This is a genomic window from Occallatibacter sp. FHG110214_02, assembly GCF_059115385.1.
Map to the genome: position 1 here is coordinate 25791 of NZ_JBZYWK010000001.1, position 21692 is coordinate 47482.

The 21692-nt window shown below is 57.2% G+C and carries 18 protein-coding genes; 14 read left to right on the forward strand and 4 right to left on the reverse strand.

Annotation, left to right across the window (positions count from 1 at the left end; translation table 11 throughout):
- Window positions 1–453: 453 nt before the first annotated feature.
- Window positions 454–906, reverse strand: a complete 453-nt coding sequence (locus AC5S3R_RS00095) for a helical membrane plugin domain-containing protein (protein WP_494264564.1) — start codon at window positions 904–906, stop codon at window positions 454–456.
- Between the two features lie 27 nt (window positions 907–933).
- Window positions 934–3963, reverse strand: a complete 3030-nt coding sequence (gene fdhF, locus AC5S3R_RS00100; protein ID WP_494264565.1) for a formate dehydrogenase subunit alpha — start codon at window positions 3961–3963, stop codon at window positions 934–936.
- 481 nt (window positions 3964–4444) lie between these two features.
- On the opposite strand from fdhF, the gene AC5S3R_RS00105 reads away from it, so the two are divergent.
- The 11 genes from AC5S3R_RS00105 (at window position 4445) to AC5S3R_RS00155 (ending at window position 14955) form a co-directional block, all read left to right on the forward strand.
- A complete protein-coding gene (locus AC5S3R_RS00105) occupies window positions 4445–4828 on the forward strand; it encodes a DUF7009 family protein (RefSeq protein WP_494264566.1) in 384 nt (127 codons plus the stop codon).
- 68 nt (window positions 4829–4896) lie between these two features.
- The gene (locus tag AC5S3R_RS00110) at window positions 4897–6300 is read left to right on the forward strand and encodes an alginate export family protein (protein WP_494264567.1); all 1404 of its coding nucleotides are present in this window, start codon (window positions 4897–4899) and stop codon (window positions 6298–6300) included.
- A 102-nt stretch (window positions 6301–6402) separates the two neighbouring features.
- A complete protein-coding gene (locus AC5S3R_RS00115; protein ID WP_494264568.1) occupies window positions 6403–7644 on the forward strand; it encodes a cupin domain-containing protein in 1242 nt (413 codons plus the stop codon).
- 87 nt (window positions 7645–7731) lie between these two features.
- Window positions 7732–8931, forward strand: coding sequence for an L-lactate MFS transporter (locus AC5S3R_RS00120; RefSeq protein WP_494264569.1), 1200 nt, complete (start codon window positions 7732–7734; stop codon window positions 8929–8931).
- Between the two features lie 112 nt (window positions 8932–9043).
- Entirely contained in the window at window positions 9044–9853 is an 810-nt protein-coding gene (gene trpC / locus AC5S3R_RS00125) for an indole-3-glycerol phosphate synthase TrpC (protein WP_494264570.1), read from the forward strand.
- An 11-nt stretch (window positions 9854–9864) separates the two neighbouring features.
- On the forward strand, window positions 9865–10530 hold the full coding sequence (locus tag AC5S3R_RS00130; RefSeq protein WP_494264571.1) for a phosphoribosylanthranilate isomerase: 666 nt from the start codon (window positions 9865–9867) through the stop codon (window positions 10528–10530).
- A gap of 71 nt (window positions 10531–10601) precedes the next feature.
- Window positions 10602–11819 (forward strand): tryptophan synthase subunit beta, encoded by a 1218-nt coding sequence (gene trpB / locus AC5S3R_RS00135; RefSeq protein ID WP_494264572.1) that lies wholly within the window; start codon window positions 10602–10604, stop codon window positions 11817–11819.
- Between the two features lie 10 nt (window positions 11820–11829).
- Window positions 11830–12612, forward strand: coding sequence for a tryptophan synthase subunit alpha (trpA, locus tag AC5S3R_RS00140; protein ID WP_494264573.1), 783 nt, complete (start codon window positions 11830–11832; stop codon window positions 12610–12612).
- 96 nt (window positions 12613–12708) lie between these two features.
- Window positions 12709–13050, forward strand: coding sequence for a chorismate mutase (locus tag AC5S3R_RS00145; protein WP_494264574.1), 342 nt, complete (start codon window positions 12709–12711; stop codon window positions 13048–13050).
- Window positions 13051–14067: a 3-deoxy-7-phosphoheptulonate synthase gene (aroF, locus tag AC5S3R_RS00150; RefSeq protein WP_494264575.1), complete on the forward strand. Its 1017-nt coding sequence runs from the start codon at window positions 13051–13053 to the stop codon at window positions 14065–14067.
- A gap of 27 nt (window positions 14068–14094) precedes the next feature.
- Window positions 14095–14955 (forward strand): prephenate dehydrogenase, encoded by an 861-nt coding sequence (locus AC5S3R_RS00155; protein WP_494264576.1) that lies wholly within the window; start codon window positions 14095–14097, stop codon window positions 14953–14955.
- Between the two features lie 5 nt (window positions 14956–14960).
- Here the strand turns inward: AC5S3R_RS00155 and AC5S3R_RS00160 are convergent, their stop codons facing one another.
- Window positions 14961–15434, reverse strand: coding sequence for a type II toxin-antitoxin system VapC family toxin (locus AC5S3R_RS00160; protein ID WP_494264577.1), 474 nt, complete (start codon window positions 15432–15434; stop codon window positions 14961–14963).
- Window positions 15431–16144 (reverse strand): hypothetical protein, encoded by a 714-nt coding sequence (locus tag AC5S3R_RS00165; RefSeq protein ID WP_494264578.1) that lies wholly within the window; start codon window positions 16142–16144, stop codon window positions 15431–15433. Before AC5S3R_RS00165 ends, AC5S3R_RS00160 begins: the two co-directional genes overlap by 4 nt.
- A gap of 542 nt (window positions 16145–16686) precedes the next feature.
- On the opposite strand from AC5S3R_RS00165, the gene AC5S3R_RS00170 reads away from it, so the two are divergent.
- The 3 genes from AC5S3R_RS00170 to AC5S3R_RS00180 all read left to right on the forward strand — a co-directional run bounded on the left by AC5S3R_RS00170 (window position 16687) and on the right by AC5S3R_RS00180 (window position 21690).
- Window positions 16687–19065 carry a hypothetical protein gene (locus AC5S3R_RS00170; protein WP_494264579.1) on the forward strand — a complete coding sequence of 793 codons (2379 nt, stop codon included), beginning with the start codon at window positions 16687–16689 and terminating at the stop codon, window positions 19063–19065.
- Between the two features lie 916 nt (window positions 19066–19981).
- On the forward strand, window positions 19982–20956 hold the full coding sequence (locus AC5S3R_RS00175) for a sterol desaturase family protein (RefSeq protein WP_494264580.1): 975 nt from the start codon (window positions 19982–19984) through the stop codon (window positions 20954–20956).
- The gene (locus AC5S3R_RS00180) at window positions 20953–21690 is read left to right on the forward strand and encodes a YqcI/YcgG family protein (RefSeq protein ID WP_494264581.1); all 738 of its coding nucleotides are present in this window, start codon (window positions 20953–20955) and stop codon (window positions 21688–21690) included. The genes AC5S3R_RS00175 and AC5S3R_RS00180 overlap by 4 nt, the downstream gene beginning before the upstream one ends.
- Window positions 21691–21692: the final 2 nt, after the last annotated feature.

Genomic DNA, 21692 nt, shown 5'->3' on the forward strand with positions numbered 1-21692 from the left:
CTGCCTTTCCAGACCACAAAAAAGTTTTTTCGCGCCATTTTTTCTGCAAAGTAACCATTTTTCAGAAACCTGTTAACCAATCAAGAAACACCAAATCCTGCATCTAATCGATTGATTTAAGACATATTACACAAAAGCCAGCAACACCGGGCGTATCAGGCACAAAAGGCAGGCGAGGATTTATCCCCGGCAATAACCTCAACCTAAGCACCGGGGCTTTAGCCACTGAGGCATGCTTTTGAAACTTCCCGCATCTGGCAAGCAGGAGGGGCGGGCACCGCAACCGTGAACCCCTCCCCGAACCAAAAAAAAGGAAAGAATTTTTATTTTTTTGGAAAAGTAACCACTTTTCCAAAATCTATTAACTAATCAATAAACACCTAAATCTCAACATAAACAACTCATATCAATAGAGTTATAAGAAAAACCTCGCGAGCAGAGGAAAAACGGCTCCTACCCGGCATGCTCTTTCTCTTTCCCAACCACCTCGCCAAACGCAGTCAACAGGGAAAGCCCCACAGCCATTCCACGCCGAGCCTCTTTGCTGGTAGCCATCTTCGTAATCGCCAGCAGCGAAGGCGCGGAGTCATTCTCGGGATGCAGCGCCGCATGAATCTTATCCGCGTCGATAGCCTTGAAGGCATTCGCCAGCATCAGCATAATCTTCATCGACGAGAGCACCTCAGGCAGCGTCATCAACCCCACAAGGTGATTGATAACGGTGTCTTTGGCAGAGAGCAGCCCGGTCAAAATCCGCAGCACGTCCTTGTCGTGGAGTTGTTCCAGCAGGTCAAACGCCGCAAGCACAGCTTCTGCGTGCTCTGCCGGAGCCTCTTCCACGCGACGAATCAAATCCTGCCGATGGCTGGCCGGTGTGTAGTGTCGAAATTCAACGGGTGCTGCCATAGTCTGTTTCCTCGCTGCTTCTGTTGCTTACTTCTTGGTCTGAATCTGCACAAGCTGTTCCGCGCCTGGGAAGTGGTAGTCGGCCCTCTTCCACTTGCGCTCCACCTGCACGCCGTTCTGCGGCGTCGGCTTGCCGGAGTAGCGGAAGTTCAGCGGCTTGAGCGGGTTATCGCCACACTCGCCCAGCGCCTTAATCTTCACCGCCGTCTCCTTGTAAGCCGGCGTGTTGGTCACGGCGTCTGTATGCGAGCCGGTAAGCACGTTAATCGGCCCTTCCTGTGAGAAGTGCGGCAGGAAGAGTTGGTTGCCATGCACGCGTGAAGTCACAAGCACCTTAACGGTAAGCGAGCCATGACGGCTGGTAACGCGTACCCAGCGCCCTGTCTCAATCTTGCGCTCTTCCGCAAGCTCTGGCGACATCTCAATGTAGCGTTCCGGCGTCTCTTCCTTGATGCCCGGCACGCGCCACGTCATGTTGCCCTCGTGGAAGTGTTCAAGCTGGCGGCCATTGTTGAGCACAAGGTCAAACTCGGCATCCGGCTCTTCGGAAGGCTCGCGATGCTTCACCGGGAAGAAGCGCGCCTTCTTATCCGGGAAGTGGAAGCCGCCCTCAGGCCCGTCTTCGAGATAAAGCGTAGGCTGGTCCGTGCCATCCGGAGCCACCGGCCACTGCAGCGTGTTGTAGCCTTCCAGCCGCTCATACGTCACGCCCGCATACATCGGCGTAAGCGAAGCGCACTCGGCCATAATCTCCGACGGATGCGTGTAATTCCAGTTCGCGCCCATGCGGTTGGCCAATTCCTGCGTAATCTTCCAGTCGGCGCGGCTCTCGCCAATCTCGTCCAGCGCCTTGTAAAGCCGCTGAATACGCCGCTCCGTCGAAGTAAACGTGCCGTCCTTTTCAAGAGCAGGCGCACCCGGCAGAATCACATCCGCATAGCGGCAAGTCTCGCTGAAAAAGATGTCCTGCACCACAAAGAAGTCCAGCTTTTCAAAGCCGCCGCCAACATGGTTCGCATTCGAGTCCGCCGAAATCATGTCCTCGCCGGCAAGATACATAGCGCGCAGCTTGCCTTCGTAAACGGCGTCAATCATCTGGTGGTTATCCCAGCCCTTCTTCGGCGGCAGCGCCTTGCCCCACGCCTTCTCAAACTTGGCGCGAATCTCGGGATCTTCCACGTTCTGGTAGCCGGGGAAGTTGTTCGGCATTGCGCCCATGTCGCTCGCGCCCTGCACGTTGTTGTGTCCGCGCAGAGGATAAGCGCCGCAGTTGGGCTTCATGTAGTTGCCGGTAACCAGCAGCAGGTTCGAGATAGCCGTCGAATTGTCCGACGCCATCGTGTGCTGCGTAATGCCCATCGCCCAGCAGATAGCCATCGTCTCTGCATGCGCAATCTCTTCGGCAACAGCCTTCAGCGTCTCCAGCGGAATATTGCAGAACTCAGCCGCAAACTCCATCGTGTACTGCTCGATGCTCTGCTTGTACTCCTCGATGTTGTTGACCCACTTCTCAATGAAATCCAGCTTGGCGTAGCCGTTGTCGAACATGTACTTGCTCATTGCGCACAGCCATACCAGATCCGTTCCAGGCCGCGGACGGAAGTGAATGTTAGCGCGCCGCGCCATCTCGTGCTCACGCGGATCGGCAACAATCAGCTTATGTCCATGCAGCTTCTGCCCACGCTTGATGCGGGTAGCAAGCACCGGATGACTTTCCGCCGAGTTAGCTCCAACGATGATGACAAGCTTCGCGCCGCCAATATCAGTAATGGAACCCGAGTCGCCGCCATAGCCCACCGTGCGGAACAGACCAATCGTTGCAGGTGACTGGCAGTACCGCGAGCAGTTGTCCACGTTGTTGGTGCCAAGCACCTGCCGCGCAAACTTCTGCATCAGGTAGCCGTCTTCATTGGTTGTCTTGGAAGAGACAATCACCGACAGCGCATCCGGCCCATACTGGTTGCGAATCTGGGTGAACTTCTCCACGCAGAGCGAAAGCGCCTCTTCCCACGTCGCCTCACGGAAGCCCGCGCCTTCACGAATCAGCGGCGAAGTCAGGCGGTCTTTGCTGTTCACAAACTCCCAGCCAAACTTGCCCTTCACGCAGGTAGAGATAGCATTCGCATCCCCATGCTGTGGCACAATTTTCAGAATCTTGCGGCCTTTCGTCCACACGTCATAGCTGCAACCCACGCCGCAGTAGGTGCACACCGTCTTGGTGTGCTTGACGCCCTCCTCGCGCATCTTCGCTTCGGTGTTCGAGATCTGCATGATGGAGCCAAAGCCGACCTCCGGCTCAATCGCCTTCACCATGTCAATCATCTGGTCCAGCGCCTGCTTGGGCAGTGAGGTCATCGTGCCTGCTTCGCCCAGCATCGACTTCTCCATCAGCGCATTGCACGGGCAAACCGTAACGCAGTGCCCGCAGCTCACGCAGCTAGATCCGCCAATCTGCATCCCGCCATCCCACAGCACGCGTGGCTGGTCCAGCTCCCACCCAATCGTCAGCGTTTCATTCACCTGCACGTTCTGGCAGGCCTGCACGCACTGGCCGCAAAGAATGCACTGGTTGGGGTCGTAGCGATAGAAGGGGTTCGACATGTCCACTTCGTAGCCTTTCGGCGTGAAGGGATGATTCTGGTGGTCAACCTTGAGCGCGATGGCCGTATTGTGTACGCGGCAGTTCTCGTTATTGTTGTCGCAGACCGTGCAATAAAGCATGTGGTTGCCGAGAATTACGTCAAATGCCTCGGCACGCGCATGCTCGGCACGCGGAGAGTTGGTGCGGATGTCGGCACCCTTTGTAATCTTGGTCCCGCAGGACCGAACCAGCTTCCCATCCACTTCGACAATGCACGTATCGCAGGTCTGGATAGGGCCCATCAGGTCCGAGTGGTAGCAGATGTGCGGAATCTCCTGCGATCGCAACACAGCCTTGAGAACAAGTTCGCCCTCCTGGGCAAATACCTTGTTGCCGTCAACCGTTACGGTTACTGTTTCCGGCGCGCCCGGCTCTGTTGGCGCTACGACTGCTTTCTCTTCTGCCACGATACTCATGGATGTAGACCTCCGCGTTGAAGCACAACGCTGCAACGGTGTGGGAAAGACACCGTGCGAAGTTAAGTGTCTCGCCACTTAGATACCCTTGCATTGAAAAAAATTCTACATTTTTGCAAAAAATTCAGCTTGATTCATTTCATGCCCGTTCTTTGGGGGTTACGCCCTATCCCAACGATGCTGCAGGGGTGTACTTATTCAAATTGCACGATCATTTTTTAAATCTTCCGGTTCTTCCCCGGCCGGCAGTTCTGGCGATTTCATGCGCCGCTTTCTGCTGGACGATGTAACCGAGCATCATGACTGTCGTTTTTTGGAATAGGATTCGCGCTCTGCTCCACGCTGCCTCGGATAAGGCGGTGTGGTCGCTCTCTCCCCGTTTCAAGCCCGGTCACAATGCAAAGTGCAACAAACGCCAAGCCTTGCGCCGCAAGCACGCCCATGGCAACGTTGATTTCCAGGCATTGGCTGGAGGTATCGCATGAAACTTCGCATCAAAGGTAATTCGCTGCGTCTTCGAGTAGTGCGCTCCGAGTTGCTGCTCCTGCAGCAAGGCACCGCAGTGGTTGAAACCATTCACTTTGGCCCGAATCCGGACGAAAGCCTGACCTATGCTCTCGTTTCCGGCGCACAAGCCGATTCAGTAAACGTGCTCTACCGCGACCGCATCGTCACTATCTCCATCTCCGACGACCAGCTTCGCGGCTGGAGCCATGAAGACCAGGTTGGCATCTACGCAACAATTGGCCTCGGCACCGCTGGTGCGCTCGAAGTGGCCATTGAAAAAGACTTTGCCTGCCTGGATCGCAACGACGAAGAGAACACTGACACATTCGCCAATCCGTATGCCGGGCAAAGTTGCTAACTCAAGCAGGTCCGGATACGGAAGTGTCGGAGGTTCTCTGACAAAAGGAGTGAACTTTTAAGAGGCCTATGAAGAAGTATCAACCTTTTTGCAGTGCGCTGGCATTTGCCGTGTGCACTGTCGCCATACTGCCCGCCGCGCATACCAGCGCACAGGCGCAATCCCAGAGCTTACCGAATTTTTCGGTTGGCGCAGATTACATCGAATATCCACAAACCCGAGGCAAAGTGCAGGAGTTTCACATCGTCGCAATGCCTTCATGGCTGACATTGGACTTCCAACTCCGTGACCGCGTAGAGAGCCAGGCCGGTTATCAGTACAAATCTGATAACAACCGCGCCTATGATCTGACGCGTGTATGGGGCGGTGTAACGGTGCGTCCGACACACTGGCTGACCGGCTACATGCAGTTTATGGATACGCATGCCCTTGGTCTTCCCACCTCGCACCAGGCCGCCAACATGCGCGATGATTTTGATCTCCGTCAGGGTTATCTCGAATTCCACGAAGGCCCAGTGAAGGTATATGCAGGCCGCCGCGAGCTCCGCTTCGGCAACGAGCGAGTCGTCGGTATCAGCGACTTCACCAACAACAGCCGCACGTGGGATGGTTTCTACGGAACCTTTGATCTCCCCGGCAAGAAGAACTCCATCGATGTCTTCTCAACTTCCGTTGTCGGCGTCAATCCCGAGTCGCTGGACAAGCACGGCGCAGGCCTGACCTTCCATGGCATCTACGGTACGGTTCACTCGTTTCTGCCGAAGGACACTACGCTGCAGCCTTTCGTTCTTGTAAAGGCCGAGCCTCGCGTCAAGAGCAATCAGGGAATCTACGGCACAGAGACCGAGACAACCTTCGGCATCGAAGGCTCCGGCAAACTGCCGCTGCACTTCAACTATGACGTGCTGGCAGACCTGCAGCGCGGCAGCTACTCGAACGATTCAATTCACGCGGGCGCAAACATCGAAAAGGTCTACTACACCTTTGAGAAGCTTCCATGGAAGCCGCGCCTCGGCGGCGAGTACGACTACGCCACCGGCAACCCGCACACTAATCCGAATCACATCTCAACCTACGACCAGCAGTATCCCTCAAACCACAACGCCCTCGGCTTTGTCGATCTCTTCGGTTTCCAAAACATCAAGATGCAGCGCGTGAATCTTGATCTCGGACCGACAAAGAACCTCACGTTGCTGGTGCAGGGCGAAGCTCTGGGAGTAGCGTCGCGCTTTGACAATATCTACTCCAGTTCCGGCAGCTCCTCGGTAGCTGTCCCCACGGGTGGATTCAAAACCAACAGCATCGGTGACGGCATCGATCTCTCAGGCAAATACCTGTTCCACGATTACCTGGTCTTCAACGCCGCCTACTCGCACTTCTTCCCCGGCAGCCTCATGTCCGCCGCAGGCAAGGGCGTTCCGCTGAACTACACAATGTTCTCCGTAACGTACCGTTTCCGCGTGGACAGGTAACGACAAGCAAGTTTCACCGCTATTTCCAGCGGGCCGCAGTCAACGCTCTGGCCCGCACTTACTCAATCGCCTTCTGCAAGTCACCTTGAAAGGAAAGCAACAATGCCTGAAGAAAACCACAAACTTGTAAACCGCCGTAAATTCCTGGAAGGCACCAGCGCCGCATTGCTGGCAGCCGCGGGTGTTTCAGTTGCCGGAGCGCAGGAGAAGTTCCGCTCCAAGGACCACAGCTTGCCGAACGAGATTGATCCCGGCCCGCGCAACTCCGTGCTCGAAGATCAGAACCCCTCTTCGGCCTTTGGTCCGATGACCGATGCCGGCGGACAGACGCCCTTCAAGTACCCCTTCGCCTTTGGCCGCAAGCGCATTGAGCCGGGTGGCTGGACACGCGAAGTCTCCGTGCGTGATCTTCCGCAAGCTACCATGGCAGGCGTGCAGATGAAGCTCATCAAGGGCGGCGTGCGTGAATTGCATTGGCACGTAGGCGCCGAGTGGGCGTTCATGATCTCCGGCAAGGCCCGCATCACCGCCGTGGACCAGGGCGGTCGTGGCTTTGTTGAGGATGTAGGACCCGGCGATCTGTGGCTCTTCCCCGGCGGCGTGCCGCACTCCATCCAGGGCGTGGGGGACGAAGGCTGCTTCTTCCTGCTCGTATTCGACGACGGCAACTTCAACGAGTTCGAGACCTTCCTGCTGACCGACTGGATGCACCACACAGAGAAGTCCGTGCTGGCAAAGAACTTTGAAGTCTCGGAAGACGTCTTCAAGAACGTTCCTCCGCACGAACTCTTCATCTTCCCGCGTGAGCTTCCCCGCCCGCTGGCCGAAGAAAAGAAGCAGGTCGAGGCCGTCAACGGTCCGCTGCCTCACTCCTTTGCTTTCTTCACCAACTCCATCAAGCCGGCCAAGGTTACCAAGGGCGGCGAGGTAAAGATCATCGACCGGAAGAACTTCCCCGCGACCACGATTGCCGCGGCAATCGTGACGGTCAAGCCCGGCGGACTCCGCGAGCTTCACTGGCACCCCAACGCGGACGAGTGGCAGTACTATGTGAAGGGCACCGGCCGCATGACCATCTTCTCCGGCGGCGGTCACGCCCGTACCATGGACTTCCAGGAAGGTGACGTAGGCATTGTTGGCCGTTCGCAGCCGCATTATGTCGAAAACACCGGGACGGAAGATCTTGTCTTCCTCGAAGTCTTCCCCTCGCCTAACTACGAGGACATCTCGCTCGCCGAGTGGCTTGCCCACACGCCGACGCGCCTCGTCGATCAGCACATTGGTACAGGAGAGGACTTCCTCAAGAACATCCCTCTGACCGAAACTGTCATCTCACCTCGTTAGCTGTCTGACACAGGAGCCCGCGCACACCGGGCTCCTGTGTCCGTTTTTCTTCCCTCTGTTTCAACCTCATGATTTGGAGTATTGGCAATGAATGCACGCCGTTGGGGAATTGCGCTCGCAGGTGTAATCCTGCAGATTGTCCTTGGGTCGGCCTATGCGTGGAGCGTTTTTCGCGTTCCCCTGTCCAAACAGTTTCACTGGTCCATCGCACAAGTCACGATGACCTTTACCGTCTGCATCTTTGCCCTCGGCGTCGCAGCATTCTTTGGCGGTCTGTGGATGAAGAAGGTTGGCCCGCGCACAGTCGCCGTCACCGGCGCGCTTCTCTATGGCGTAGGCACGCTTCTTGCCGGTTTCTCGCATAGCCTCGGATGGCTCTACGGCAGCTACGGCATCATCGGCGGCATCGGTCTCGGCTTTGCGTACATCGTGCCTATCGCCGTGCTCGTTAAGTGGTTCCCTGACAAGCGCGGCCTCATGACCGGTATTGGCGTAGGTGGTTTCGGCGCGGGTGCTCTCGTTGTTGCTCCTACAGCAACGGCGCTCATCAAGTCCAGCGGCGTGCTCACCACCTTCCTCTACCTCGGCATTGCCTACACCATTGTCGGCGTCATCTCCGCATGGTTCATGCAGATGCCCCCTGCCAACTGGCTGCCGGAAGGCTGGACCCCGAAGCAAAATGCTGCCACCAGCAACGGCAAGGACTACACGCTCGGCCAGGCGCTCGGCACGTGGCAGTTTTATGTTCTCTGGCTCATTCTCTTCCTCAACACCTCGGCAGGCATCTCACTCATCGCGCAGGAATCTCCTGTGTTCCAGGAACTCGCCAAGGTCACCGCAGCCGTCGCCGCAGGCATGGTAGGGATCGTCGCCATTGGCAACGCTCTTGGCCGAATCTTCTGGGCTTCGGTTTCTGACGCAATCACGCGCCGCGGAACCTTTATCGTGATGTTCCTCCTGCAGGTTGGGCTCTTCTGGTTCCTGCCGTCCATTGGTTCCAGCTCGGTACTCACCGCTGTCGCGTTCATTATTCTCATGTGCTACGGTGGTGGCTTCGGCACCATGCCGGCCTTCGCGGCAGACTTCTACGGTTCCACCAACTACGGCTCGATTTACGGCCTGATGCTGACCGCATGGGGCTGCGCCAGCGCCTTTGGCCCGCTGCTCGTCGCCAATATGCGCCAGTCCAGCGGCAGCTACACCAGCGGCTTCCACGTACTTGCGGGGATTGTGCTTGTTTCCACGATTCTGCCCATCCTCGTGCGCAAGCCCGCAAAGCTTGCTTAATCTTCACAGAACCACGCACTGCAGTACTGCAATCTTTCCCTGGCGCCGAGGCACTTCACCTGCCCGGCGCCAGTTTCTTTTGTCCACGCAGCAACCCCGTTAAAATAGAGGCATGACGCAGCTCGACAGGATTATCGCCACAACGCGCACCACTGTAGCCGCAGCCAAAGAGCGCGTCTCTATCGCAGAACTCGAAAAGCTCGCAGCTCTGCATACGCCGCGCGGCTGGGCTTCTGCCTTGCGTCAAGCTGCGGCAACGCGCCCCGCCGTTATCGCTGAAATCAAGAAAGCCTCTCCATCTAAGGGCCTCATCCGCGCCGATTTTGATGTAGCGCAAATTGCACAGCAGTACCTTGCAGGAGGCGCAGCCGCGCTTTCCGTCCTCACCGACGAGCCCTACTTCCAGGGAAGCTTGCGCAATCTTGAAATTGCATCGGCAACCGTGCCGCTTCCGTGCCTGCGCAAAGACTTTACTATCGACGAGTACCAGATTGTTGAGGCGCGTGCGCATCATGGAGACGCAATTCTGCTGATTGTTGCTGCACTCAACGATGCCGAGTTGAAGCAGTTTGCGCAAACCGCACATAGTCTCTCGCTGGATGTGCTGGTAGAAGTACACACAGCAGAAGAACTTGACCGCGCTCTTAATGCACTCGGCGAAAACGGTGCCGACGCTATCGGAGTAAACAACCGCGACCTCAAAACCTTTGAAGTACGTCTGGAAAACTCGTTGGCTATTATCGAAAGCATCCCCGCGAATATCGTGCGTGTAGCGGAAAGCGGTATTAGCACGCCAGAAGACATTGGCCGCCTGCGCGTGGCGGGCTTTGACGCCTTTCTGATCGGCGAGAGCCTGATGCGTCAGCCCAATCCCAGCGTGGCGCTTGCAGGCTTGCTATCCGGCGCGGCGGTAGCGCGCTGAAGGCAGAGATTATGAGCATCTGGGTAAAAATTTGCGCCAATACCTCGCTAGAAGACGCGCAGCTCGCCGCCGACGCGGGAGCCAATGCCGTAGGTTTCGTCTTTGCGCCGAGCCCGCGCCAGGTAACGGTGGAACAAGTTGCGCAAATTACGCCGCATCTTCCAGCAGCGCTCGAAAAGATAGGCGTCTTCGTCGATTCGTCTGTGAGCGAAATTGCGGATGCTGTGCGTAGTGCAGGTTTGACCGGCGTGCAACTTCATGCAGGTGTGGATGAGGATGCCGCCGCGCAGCTTCGCGCCGAGTTTGGTCCCTCGCTGAAGATTCTCCGGGTAGTCCACTTTGGCCCCGATGCCGCCCGGCAAGCAGCCGTTTTCGCAGCTCGCCCGAATGTAGACGGAATTCTCGTGGACTCCCGCACGGCGACTGCCGTTGGAGGCACAGGAATTGCCTTCGACTGGACCGAAGCGCGCCAAACCATCTTCGGTGAAAACTGCTCGGCCAAGCTGATTGCTGCCGGCGGCCTCAATCCCGCCAATGTGGCTGAGGCAGTCATTACTTTGCAACCGTGGGGTGTCGATGTTGCCAGTGGCGTGGAAGCCGCACCGGGCCGTAAAGATCCCCTCAAAGTAAAAGCCTTCGTAGAAAACGCACGTGCTTCCGCCAAGAGCCTCGAATAACACCCTTCGCAACTGCGAGCGGTACACTAAATATTCATCTCTTTTGCGTTGGCATTCAGGAGGTCTCACGCATGGCATCGGTAATTCTCCCCACAACGCCGTCCGAGTCGCGCCCCGGCCGCTTCGGCATTTACGGCGGGCGTTATGTGCCGGAGACGCTGATGGCCGCCCTCGTTGAGTTGGAGCACGAGTACGAGGCCGCCAAAGCTGATGCTAAATTTCAGACCGAGTTGGATGAGCTGCTCCGCGACTTCGCCGGACGGCCCACGCCGCTCTATTTCGCCAAGCGCCTGACGGAAGAGCTAGGCGGCGCAAAGATTTACCTCAAGCGTGAAGACCTGCTCCACACCGGTGCACACAAAATTAACAACGCGCTTGGCCAGGGACTTCTCGCCAAACGCATCGGCAAAAAGCGCATCATTGCGGAAACCGGCGCGGGACAGCATGGCGTGGCAACGGCAGCAGCCTGCGCGCGGCTCGGACTCGAATGCGTCATCTATATGGGCGAAGTGGATATGGCCCGGCAGCACCTGAATGTGCTGCGCATGCGTCTCATGGGCGCGGAGGTTCGCAGTGTCACCTCCGGCTCCAAGACACTGAAAGATGCCGTTAGCGAAGCGATGCGCGATTGGGTCACCAACGTTCGCACCACGCACTACATTCTCGGCTCAGCTCTCGGTGCGCATCCCTTCCCGACCATCGTCCGCGACTTTCATCGCTGTATCAGCCGTGAGATGCGAGAGCAGATTCTTGAAAAAGAAGGCCGGCTGCCTAATGTAGTCGTCGCTTGTGTTGGCGGTGGTTCTAACGCTATCGGCGCTTTCTATGAGTTCCTTCCCGATCGTGATGTTCGTCTCATCGGCGTGGAAGCAGGCGGCCGCGGCAAAAAGCTCGGTGAGCATGCGGCACGCTTTGAAGGCGGCCTTCCCGGTGTGCTACAGGGAACTTTTTCCTACGTTCTGCAGGATGAAAACGGCCAGATTTCGCTCACGCACTCCGTTTCGGCAGGCCTCGACTACGCAGCCATTGGCCCTGAGCATGCCATGCTTCACGACACCGGACGCGCCGAGTACACCTCGCGTACGGATGAGGAAGCTCTCGCGGCAGTCGTCAAGCTCTCGCGTGTCGAAGGCATCTTGCCCGCGCTTGAATCCGCACATGCCGTAGCGGAAGCAATCGAGCTGGCGCCCACGCTGAATCCGCATGACATACTGGTAGTGAACCTTTCCGGACGCGGTGATAAGGATATGGGCATCATTGCCCAGGAATTGCATCTGGAGGGCGAGTAAGCAGAAGCCGATGCCGATTCAGTTCCTATCCAAGCCGGGCCTCGTCATTTATCTCACTGCTGGCGACCCCTCGCTCGAAGTCACGCGTGAGATTGCGATTGAAGCTATCGATGCGGGCGCAGATGTAATCGAGCTTGGCGTGCCGTTCAGCGACCCTCTAGCCGACGGCCCAGTCATTCAACGTGCCAGCGAACGAGCTGTTGCCAACGGCACCGCGTTGAAAGATGTTCTCGGAGTTGCGAAAGAGATTCGCACCGCCCGCCCACAGGCGGGTCTTGTCATTTTCTCGTATCTGAATCCCATCCTGCGTTATGGCATTGCGCGCTTTGCGGATGACGCTAAAGCTGCCGGAGCCGACGGCGTTCTCATCACGGACATCATTGTCGAAGAAGCGGATGAACTGCTGAAGGAATTGGACCGCGTATCGCTCGCCCCGATCTTCCTCGCCGCTCCGACAAGCCCAGACGAGCGCCTTGAAGCTATCGCCACGCACAGCAAGGGATTTATCTACGCCATCTCCCGCACCGGCATCACCGGCAAGCAGCAGAGCCTGACATCCGATGCGCAATCCCTGGTGGGCCGCATTCGTCGATGGAGCAAGCTGCCGGTGGCCGTTGGTTTTGGCATCTCCAATGCGCAGCATGTGGCGCAGGTTGGCGAGTTTGCAGATGCGGCGGTGATTGGCAGCGCGATCGTAGAGCTGGTGGAGCGGTCCGCATCCGCAGAAGCCCCCGGCGCCGTGGCCCGATTTATCAAGGGTCTGCGCCAGCCGGAAGCTGCGCTGACCCGTTAAAACGCCTAGCTCAACGCTGAAGTTTGGTTTTAACTCCGTTCCGCGCCACCGCGTGAAGTTCTTTCTGTGCGGCTGGCGCTCTTGAGGGATGAGTCAATGACGCTCGAAGAATTGCGGAAACGCATCGATGAACTGGATCAACAGCTTGTGTCTCTTCTGAACGAGCGCGCAAAAGCCGCCATTATGGTTGGTCATTTGAAAGCCGCTACCTCGCTGCCGGTCTATGAGCCCAAGCGCGAGAAGATTGTGCTCGACAATGTGCGCGCAAAGAACCAGGGGCCGCTTCCTGACATCGAACTGACGCATATCTACGAGCGCATCATCGATGTGATGCGCGCCCTGCAGCGGAACGAGTTGGCCTCGGAAAGAAATGCCCAGGCGGCGCAGTCCGCCGGGCCCGGCACTGGCGCACAGGCGCCCGAGACAGGGAAGAAGTAAATGATCGTAGCAATGCAGGAGCATGCAACTGAAGAGCAGATTGACGACGTAATCGAAGCAATGACCGAGGCCGGTGTGGGTGTTCACCGAACTACCGGCTCATCGCAAACCATCCTTGCCGGCGTGGGCCCTACGGCCAGCGTCGATCTTGCGCAGTTTGAAAACATGCCGGGTGTTGGGCACGTTCACCGCATCAGTTCGCCGTATAAGCTGGCAGGCCGCGGCTTCCGTCCCGAAGGCACCATTGTTGAATTTCGCAATGGCGTGAAGATTGGCGGAGATGAGGTCGTCATCATGGGCGGTCCTTGTTCCATTGAAAACAGGGAGCAGATTTTTGAAACTGCCCGGCGAGTAAAAGAGGGTGGCGGCAAGTTTCTGCGCGGAGGCGCATTCAAGCCACGCTCTTCGCCGTACGCCTTCCAAGGACTTGGCATTCCCGGTCTTGAACTGATGAAGGAGGCTGCGGATGCGTATGGACTGCTGGTTGTCAGTGAAGTGATGGAGATTTCGCAGATTGAACCGATGCTGCCGCTCGTCGATCTCTTCCAGGTTGGTGCGCGTAATATGCAGAACTTCAATTTGCTGCGCGAACTGGGGAAGGTTCGCAAGCCCGTGCTGCTGAAACGCGGCCATGCGGCCACGATTGAGGAGCTTTTGCTTGCCAGCGAGTACATTCTCACCGGCGGAAATTACGATGTGATTCTCTGTGAGCGCGGTATTCGTACTTTTGAAACGGCCACGCGCAACACGATGGACATTGCAGCGATTCCAGTGGTGAAGAAGCTTTCACACCTGCCTATCGTCGGCGATCCCTCGCACGGAACTGGCCGCCGCGACATGGTTGCCCCGCTTGCAAAAGCTGCCGTAGCCGCTGGAGCAGACGCCATTATTGTCGAGGTGCATCCGAATGCAGACAAGGCCGCGTCCGATGCAGCGCAGACACTCTTCCCCGAGCAGTTCGACAAGCTGGTGGATGACCTGCGCGTTATTGCCAAAGCCGTGGGCAGAACGCTCTAACTACTCCGAAGAAACGAGCCGCCAACGATGATCGAGCGCATAGCAATTCTGGGCACGGGCCTGCTGGGAGCATCCACAGGCTTGGCTCTGCGTGCCTCGGGCTTTACAGGCTCCATCGTTGGCTGGAATCGTACCGAAGAAGGCGCGCAAATCGCCTTTGATGCAGGAGCTATCGATTCCATCGCCGACCATCCATTTACGGCTGCTCGGGAAGCGCAAGTCACGCTCATTGCTGCGCCTATTTTTGCCACGCTTGATTTGATGGAAAAGCTTGCTGCTGTACTTACGCCGGACCAGCTTGTTACGGATGTTGGCAGTACAAAGGCGCAAATCACTACTATCGCGGCGGGACTTTATAACAAGCCCGGCAAGCCTGCGTTTCTCCCCGGTCACCCAATGGCTGGCAAAGAGCGCGGCGGAGCCGAATATGCTGACGCGAAGCTCTACCAGAACGCGGTCTGGATTTTTACTGACAATGCTGCAGCCGAACGTACTGAGCAAGCGGCTGCGCTTGTGGCGGACTGGCGCGAGCTGGTTGTCGCCATAGGTGCGCGCACGCTGGAACTCGACCCGGTTCGGCATGATGAGCTTGTCGCGTGGGTAAGCCATCTGCCGCAGTTTACGGCGACGGCGCTGAGTGCATTGCTTGAAGAAGAAGTTGGCGATGCGCCGGAGCTGAAAGACGTAGGTGGCCGCGCACTGCGCGAGATGACGCGGCTTGGCGCAAGCCCGTTTTCCATGTGGCGCGACATTGCGCATACCAACACGGAAGCTGTCGAACAAGCGCTGCTCAAGCTGGAGCAGCGTCTTGCTCACATCCGGGAAAATCTCCGCACGCCGGAACTACGCACAGAGTTCGAGCAAGCCAACAAATTCCGCAAGGAATAACGGGATTAGGCTGCGCCTGTCAGCTCTGCTTCCGTGGTGGGATTCAGCACCGGAAAGCCTTCCGCTTTTGCGGCCTCAAGCAGCCGTTCGGAAGCAGTCACAAACAGAATCTCCGTGCCATGAAACATATCTCGCGCCACCAGTGCAGCGGCCAGTTGCAGGGCATCCGGCCAGCGTAGTTCGGTGCGGTCCAGGAGCTGCCGCGCTGATTCCAAAACTGCGGGATTCAGCGGCTCTTGCACGGTGCGAGCTGCTTCCGTGCGCAGGCTTTCGAGTGCCGTAGCTGCATCTTCCTGCGTAATTGTTCCGGCGCGTTCGCTGCGGCGAATGGCCGCATAAACTTCCAGAGGTGTCGAGGCCGCAATGAGCTTGCGGTTGTCCTCCACCGACTCCATCAGGCGAATCAGGGCATCGGTGCCGGCTTCGCGCACAAAAAGCTTTGCAAAGGCCGTGGCTTCAAGAAAGTAGCAACTGCTCACAGGTTCCCCCGCTCTTCTTCGAGAACGGCTGTTAGTGCTTCCCCGTTTACCGCGACCGGATGGAAGCGCTGCGCCTCTTCCGGAATGCCTGCCTCTGCGCGGTTCAAGCGAATTGTTGTCGTCGGATAAGCCGGCGTCTTGGGATTGGCAATTTTGCTTGTCAGCACCACGCCACGTTGAATCGCCTCGGCCAATATGGTCTGCCGTGACTCGGGATTCTGGTTCCAGCGGAAGCTCTTGCGTGGTAAAAACGAATCGCGGAACCACTTCAACGCGATAAATGCATGTCCGCCACGCTCGGCTTCCGCCAAAGCTCCGCAAAGTTCTTTCACGCGGGTGTCCATATCGGCGGGAGCAATAATTTCTTCCGGTTCCTCGTCCTCATAATCACGCTCAACAGAGCGGCTGGAACGAACGGCGCGCGGCGCAGGAGCATCTTCGCCATCTACGCGCTCAAAATATATACGTAACTCATCTTCTTCCGGGGACCATGAATCGGCATTGGCATTGCGCCGCTTGCTTCGGCCACTCTCACTACAAAGCTCAACAATCGCCTGGTATCCCGGGGGTGCAAGAAACTGCAGTGCGCGTACAAGCCCTGGGTCCTGCGAGTATGACAATTCCGCCAGCGCTTCTTCAATAATTTCTTCTGCGTCCGGAATGCTCAGACTGCTTACATCTACGCTGTGTATAGCTTTGGTTGACTTCATCACTAATTCTCCGCATGCATCACCCATTAAACTGCTGACGGTGATACCTCCGGCTGGCTCGACTGCCCCTGGTTGGAATGCAGTTTGCCCCCCTTGTCGCAGGTACTAACGCGGTGCATGCTTTTTTTTCTACGCCTGTGCGGCGTGCCCCCTAACTTCAAGCAGACAGCAATACGGACCCCAGAATTCCCCTTACGGCAGCTGTCATGGACGCATGAAGTTGATAAAAACTTACTTAAGCAGATCTCGAAAGGATTAACTAAATTCCTTTTCTAACTACGCGGGTTAGTGTAACGGAATTTTGACTCACTAATCATATCAAAATTCAAGCACAAGCATTTTTTTCATAAGATGCAGGGATTGCACAGAAGGACTCCTTGAATCGCGCTCTTTGCTTCCACTCGTTGGCCTCAATCGTCCATCTTCGTACAATGGATGGTATGCGCAGATGCTTGCTGCTGCTTTTAGAAATTATTTTCGCCGCTAATCTTTTACATGCCGACAATGCCTTTGATTTGGCCGGCCCCAAAATAGATGTTCATGTGAAACGCGGCGAGGCGACGCTGCCGATCTCCCAGGCGCCTAACCTGCAGCCGGGAGACCGCCTCTGGATTCATCCGGATTTTCCGGAGGACCAGTCGAACCACTATGTCCTGGTGGTTGCGTTCTTGCGTGGGGCCACCAACCAGCCGCCGAATGAGTGGTTTACCCGCGTGGAAACGTGGAATAAGCAGGTGCGGAGCGAAGGCGTTTTTGTGAACGTGCCGGCGGACGCACAGCAGGCGCTTCTTTTCCTTGTTCCAGAGACCGGGGGAGATTTTTCCACCCTCCGCAAAGCCGTGAAGGACCGACCGGGCGCATTTGTTCGCGCGGCGCAGGACCTGCAGGCCGCGAGCTGGGACCGGATGCGCCTGGAAGCCTATCTTGCCGACGTGAAGGAAAACAACCAGATCGACCAGGCGCAGCTCAAGGAGCGGTCGCAGCTTTCGGCGCGTTCGCTGGGCATCAAGATTGACCAGCAGTGCTTTGACAAGCCGACTGACCAGCAGGCTCCGTGTCTGTCGCAGCACACGGACGACATTGTTCTCGACGACTCCGGCGCGCAGGGACTGGTAACGACGCTGGCCAACAGCTCGGCCGGTGACCTGATGAACCAGTTGAGCTATTCGCAGGCTGGCGGTGCGGGCATGTACAGCGCCTATATTGGCGCGATTGTGGACATGGCCCGCATTCTTTCTACGCTGCATACGGCGCATTTCCAGTACATTCCCGCGCTGGCGCTGCCGAACAAGGATGAGCTGAACCTGCGGCTGAATACGCCGCCGTCGTTCCGTGATCCGAAATCCGTGGTAGTGGTGGCGCTGCCTCCTATTCGCAACTCAAAGGCTCCGCTGCTGCGCCCGGTTACGCCAGAGGAGACGGTCTGCTCACAGAAGCCGGACCTGGTGCTGCCGGTTGAAGGCGCGCCGCTGGTCTTTGCCACGCAACTAGCGCATGACCTCAAGCTGCATATCGATGTGGGCGGGCAGAATGTCGAGATTCCGGTCAATGCGGACTCTGACAAGGGCGGACTGGTCTTCTCCGGACCGGCTCCGACGCTGCCGCCTGGGCCTCTGACAGCGACTCTGAAGGGCAAGTGGGGCTTTGACGACTGGGAAGGGCCGCACTTCCACCTGATTGCCTCTGCCGGTAAGTGGCAGTTGGTTCCGGGCGACCAATCGGCGCTGGTGGTGGGCCGCGAAGACACGCTGCACATTGAGGGCGAGGGGGCGCAGTGCGTCTCCGGCATTCGCTTGTTTGTGCCGAACGAAGACGCGAAGACGCTTACCTTCAAGGCTACGAAGGACGAGTTGGTTGAGGTAAAGCTGCCGCTGGCCGGCGCAAAGCCGGGTGAGATTTCGCTTGAGATCAAGCAGTATGGTGCGGATAAGCCAGAGGTGCTGAAGTTCAATGCCTACGCGGAGGCGGCGGCGATTGACCGCCTGACGGTGAGCGTGGGCGACCATACGGCTACGCTCAAGGGCAACCGGCTGGATGAAGTGGCCGGGGCGACGATGCCGGGTGTTGACTGGGCTCCTGCCGGACTGTCGCGCGTGGGCGAGTTTGACCAGCTCCTGATGAAGACGGACAATGCTACGGATAGCCTGACGGCGACGGGCTCCTATACGGCGCAGGTGAAGCTGCGCGACGGACGCTCGTTGAAGGTTCCGGTAACGGTGCAGCCGCGCCGCCCGCAGGTGAGCCTGCTGAACAAGGGCTCGCAGGAGGACGGGGCCGCGATGGTGCATTTTGCGAATACGGACGACCTGCCGCTTTCGGAGAAGCTGGTCTTCTTCCTCAAGTCCGAGGTGCCGCAGACCTTTCCGCGTAACCAGAGCGTGGAGGTGGCCGCGGAAGACGGCAGCTTCCACACGACACTGTCGATTGCGGACGGCTCGCTGATCCTGGAAGATGCGCGGACGGCGCTGGGAACGGTGGACCTGCTGGCGAAGTTTGGGCCGTCGGCCTTTGGTCCGCTGCACGTGCGCGTGGTTTCAGGAGAAGGAGTGCCGGGAGACTGGATGCCGCTGGGAACGCTGGTGCGCGTGCCGAGCTTCAGAGACCTGAAGTGCCCGCGCTCGCCGGCCAAGGTGTGCACGCTTTCAGGCGGCAACCTGTTCCTGGTTTCGTCCATTAGCGCTACGCAGGATATGGCGAACCCGGTCGAGATTCCCGGTGACTTTACGGCGGCGCAGGTGACGGTGCCGCATCCGGTGAATGGGGCGCTCTATATCAAGCTTCGCGATGATCCGGGGACCGTGCAGACGCTGGTGGTTCCGGTGACTGCGGTGACGGCGACGCAGGGTGTGCAAGCTGCGGGGGCGCTGGCTCCGGCTAGTGCCTCTGTGCCGGCGGGGGCGGCGGACTCTACTCCGCAGTAGGTTTGCCTGATTTGTGGGATGATTCCTGATAAGTTGTTTATTTTATTTGGTTTATTGGTAGATTTAGATATTTACTTTGTGGTTAATAGATTTTGGAAAAGTGGTTACTTTTCCAAAAAAATAAAAATTCTTTCCTTTTTTTGGTTCGGGGAGGGGTTCACGGTTGCGGTGCCCCCTCCTGCTTGCCAGATGCGCAGAGATTGCAAAGCATGCCTCAAGGGCTACAGCCCTGGTTCTTTCTTTTGGCCTTGATTGCCGGGGATAAATCCCCGGCCTGCCTTTTGTGCCTGATACGCCCGGTGTTGCTGATTTTCTCGTAATGCGTTTTAAATCAATTGATTATATGCGGAATTGGATATTTATTGATTGGTTAATGGGTTTCTGAAAAGTGGTTACTTTGCAGAAAAAATAGCGCGAAAAAACTTTTTTGTGGCCTGGAAAGACAGAAAGCCCGGTTCGTTAGAACCGGGCTTTCTTGTTGGTGATTTTGAGTATGGCATATTTGGGGTTAATTGAGCGCAAGAGTTATCCACAGATTTGGGATTTATTTGCATTGCATGCAGCCACTGCGCGCTTTGCGCGCCACGAGGCTTTTGTAGCCCTCCCGGTGGTCAGGGTCGAGATGGGGGTGTGGCGGTCAAAAAGGCAAACGCAGATCCTTCGCTCCGCCTACCCCACGCAGGATTAAACCGTGCGAGGAGCCCCAATGCGCTGCGCTCAGGATGACAACGTTTTTTGTGGGCGAACGATGACGCCACCTTGTTTTTGGGAGAGCTGAGATGGGGAGAATGAAAGATGGGAGAGCCTGGATGAAAATACGTCGATTCGCTGCGTAAAAACCCTTGTTCGCTGCAAACATCTGGCTTCCGGGAATCGTCTCTTTTATGAAGAAGAGAGCAAGGAAGACGGAGGGGACATGTGCCTGGCATCGCTTGCCGGTCTATCCGGCTCAGCCATTATTGACTGCGCTCTAACTTCCATCCAGTCTTTTCTCGCAGGGCTTGGGGTTGCGTCGCAGAGCCATGTGCTGGCGTTGTGGATTTTCTTTGCGGGGTGCGGGGTTGTTGAGCTTTGCATCAGCATTGTGATCTGCACTCCGATTGAGCGGCTATGGCCGCTGACGAGCTGGCCTGAGCGCAATCCGATTGCCGCGGATGTGACGTATGCATTTTTTGTGCGCATTGTTTTGTTTCCGCTGGTGGCGTTCTTCGAGTTCAGTTGGCTGCGCGGGCAACTTGATGGTTTGCTTGCTGCGCACTCTTTGATTCAGCCCTCCCTCACTAAGGTTGTTCCTTTGCTGGCTTCGTGGCCGGCAGTGGTCTTCTTTGCGAACTTTGCGATCCTGGATTGCGCGGACTACTGGAAGCACCGGCTTTCCCATCGCTATGGATGGTGGTACGGGGTTCACTCGGTGCATCATGCGGAAGACCAGATGACGTTCTGGTCGGATGAGCGCTCGCATGTGCTTGAGGACACGATTACCTATCTGTGGCTGATTGCTGTTGGGCTGGCGATTGGCGTGCCTGCGTTCCAATTTCCGTTTCTGATTTTGTGCATGCGGCTGGTAGGGAGCATGGCGCACTCGAATACGCGCATCCACTATGGGTGGCTGGGCGATCACATTTTTATTTCGCCGCGGTTTCATCGCACGCATCATGCGCTGAAGGCAGCGGGGCGGCGGAGCTGCAACTTTGGCACGGCGCTGTCGTGGTGGGACCAGATTTTTGGGACTGCGAAGTTTCAGGACAACACCATTGAAACGGGAGACGCAGGCGCGGAGCCTGCGATGGTTACCGGGTCGTGGGGAGAACAACAGGCAGCAGGCTTTCGGCGCATGGTTCGACTGGCACGGCGCGGCAAGAAGGCTCATGCGGCCAGGACTGCATCATGATTGGTTTAAGTGCGTTGTCTAAGTGGACCAGCCGCGTGGTTGAGTCGGGGGTTCTGGGAGAGGTTCCGCAGGAAGAGTGGAAGCTCAGGGCGTATGAGCAGTACAAGGCAAAACTGAGTGCTTCGGATTATCCGTGCTTCTTTGGGCAGACGGGCGAGATGCGCGGCGAGATGATGTACACGTTTGTTTCGCGGGGCGCAATGGCGGAGATGGCGGTGAGCATGCGGGAGTTTGTTCGCCTGCTGGCTACGCCGGAGTATGCGCGATGCAGCATGGTGGCGTTCTTTGAGCCGGATGAGGAGCTTGTGGACCATGCGGGATTTCTGGAGCGCTTTTGGGGGATATTGCAGTTTTTGCATGAGCACGATAGCCGCCCGGCGGTGGGGCGCATGCCGGATCATCCGCTGTGGGAGTTCTCGTTTGAAGGATGCGAGATGTTTGCCGTGGGGGCGTCTCCTACGTATACGCAGCGGCGGAGCAGGAATCTTGGGCCGGGGATTGTGATTATCTTTCAGCCGCGTGTGTTGTTTATCGACCCGGAGACGTTGGAGCCGATTGCGGCGGAGGTTCGGCGGAGGATTCACAAGCGGATGCTTGCTTATGACGATATGCCGGTGCATCCGGATATTGGGTTTTATGGGCAGCCGGCGAATCGCGAATGGAAGCAGTATGCGCTGCCTGATGATAATTCGCCGGAGAGTGGGCGCTGCCCTTTTCATACGCGCAGCGAATGATG

Bases quoted from the DNA above. Each gene is read 5' to 3' on its own strand.
- AC5S3R_RS00095 (WP_494264564.1), bottom strand. From the start codon at position 906: ATGGCAGCACCCGTTGAATTTCGACACTACACACCGGCCAGCCATCGG.
- fdhF (WP_494264565.1), bottom strand. From the start codon at position 3,963: ATGAGTATCGTGGCAGAAGAGAAAGCAGTCGTAGCGCCAACAGAGCCG.
- AC5S3R_RS00105 (WP_494264566.1), top strand. From the start codon at position 4,445: ATGAAACTTCGCATCAAAGGTAATTCGCTGCGTCTTCGAGTAGTGCGC.
- AC5S3R_RS00110 (WP_494264567.1), top strand. From the start codon at position 4,897: ATGAAGAAGTATCAACCTTTTTGCAGTGCGCTGGCATTTGCCGTGTGC.
- AC5S3R_RS00115 (WP_494264568.1), top strand. From the start codon at position 6,403: ATGCCTGAAGAAAACCACAAACTTGTAAACCGCCGTAAATTCCTGGAA.
- AC5S3R_RS00120 (WP_494264569.1), top strand. From the start codon at position 7,732: ATGAATGCACGCCGTTGGGGAATTGCGCTCGCAGGTGTAATCCTGCAG.
- trpC (WP_494264570.1), top strand. From the start codon at position 9,044: ATGACGCAGCTCGACAGGATTATCGCCACAACGCGCACCACTGTAGCC.
- AC5S3R_RS00130 (WP_494264571.1), top strand. From the start codon at position 9,865: ATGAGCATCTGGGTAAAAATTTGCGCCAATACCTCGCTAGAAGACGCG.
- trpB (WP_494264572.1), top strand. From the start codon at position 10,602: ATGGCATCGGTAATTCTCCCCACAACGCCGTCCGAGTCGCGCCCCGGC.
- trpA (WP_494264573.1), top strand. From the start codon at position 11,830: ATGCCGATTCAGTTCCTATCCAAGCCGGGCCTCGTCATTTATCTCACT.
- AC5S3R_RS00145 (WP_494264574.1), top strand. From the start codon at position 12,709: ATGACGCTCGAAGAATTGCGGAAACGCATCGATGAACTGGATCAACAG.
- aroF (WP_494264575.1), top strand. From the start codon at position 13,051: ATGATCGTAGCAATGCAGGAGCATGCAACTGAAGAGCAGATTGACGAC.
- AC5S3R_RS00155 (WP_494264576.1), top strand. From the start codon at position 14,095: ATGATCGAGCGCATAGCAATTCTGGGCACGGGCCTGCTGGGAGCATCC.
- AC5S3R_RS00165 (WP_494264578.1), bottom strand. From the start codon at position 16,144: ATGAAGTCAACCAAAGCTATACACAGCGTAGATGTAAGCAGTCTGAGC.
- AC5S3R_RS00175 (WP_494264580.1), top strand. From the start codon at position 19,982: ATGTGCCTGGCATCGCTTGCCGGTCTATCCGGCTCAGCCATTATTGAC.
- AC5S3R_RS00180 (WP_494264581.1), top strand. From the start codon at position 20,953: ATGATTGGTTTAAGTGCGTTGTCTAAGTGGACCAGCCGCGTGGTTGAG.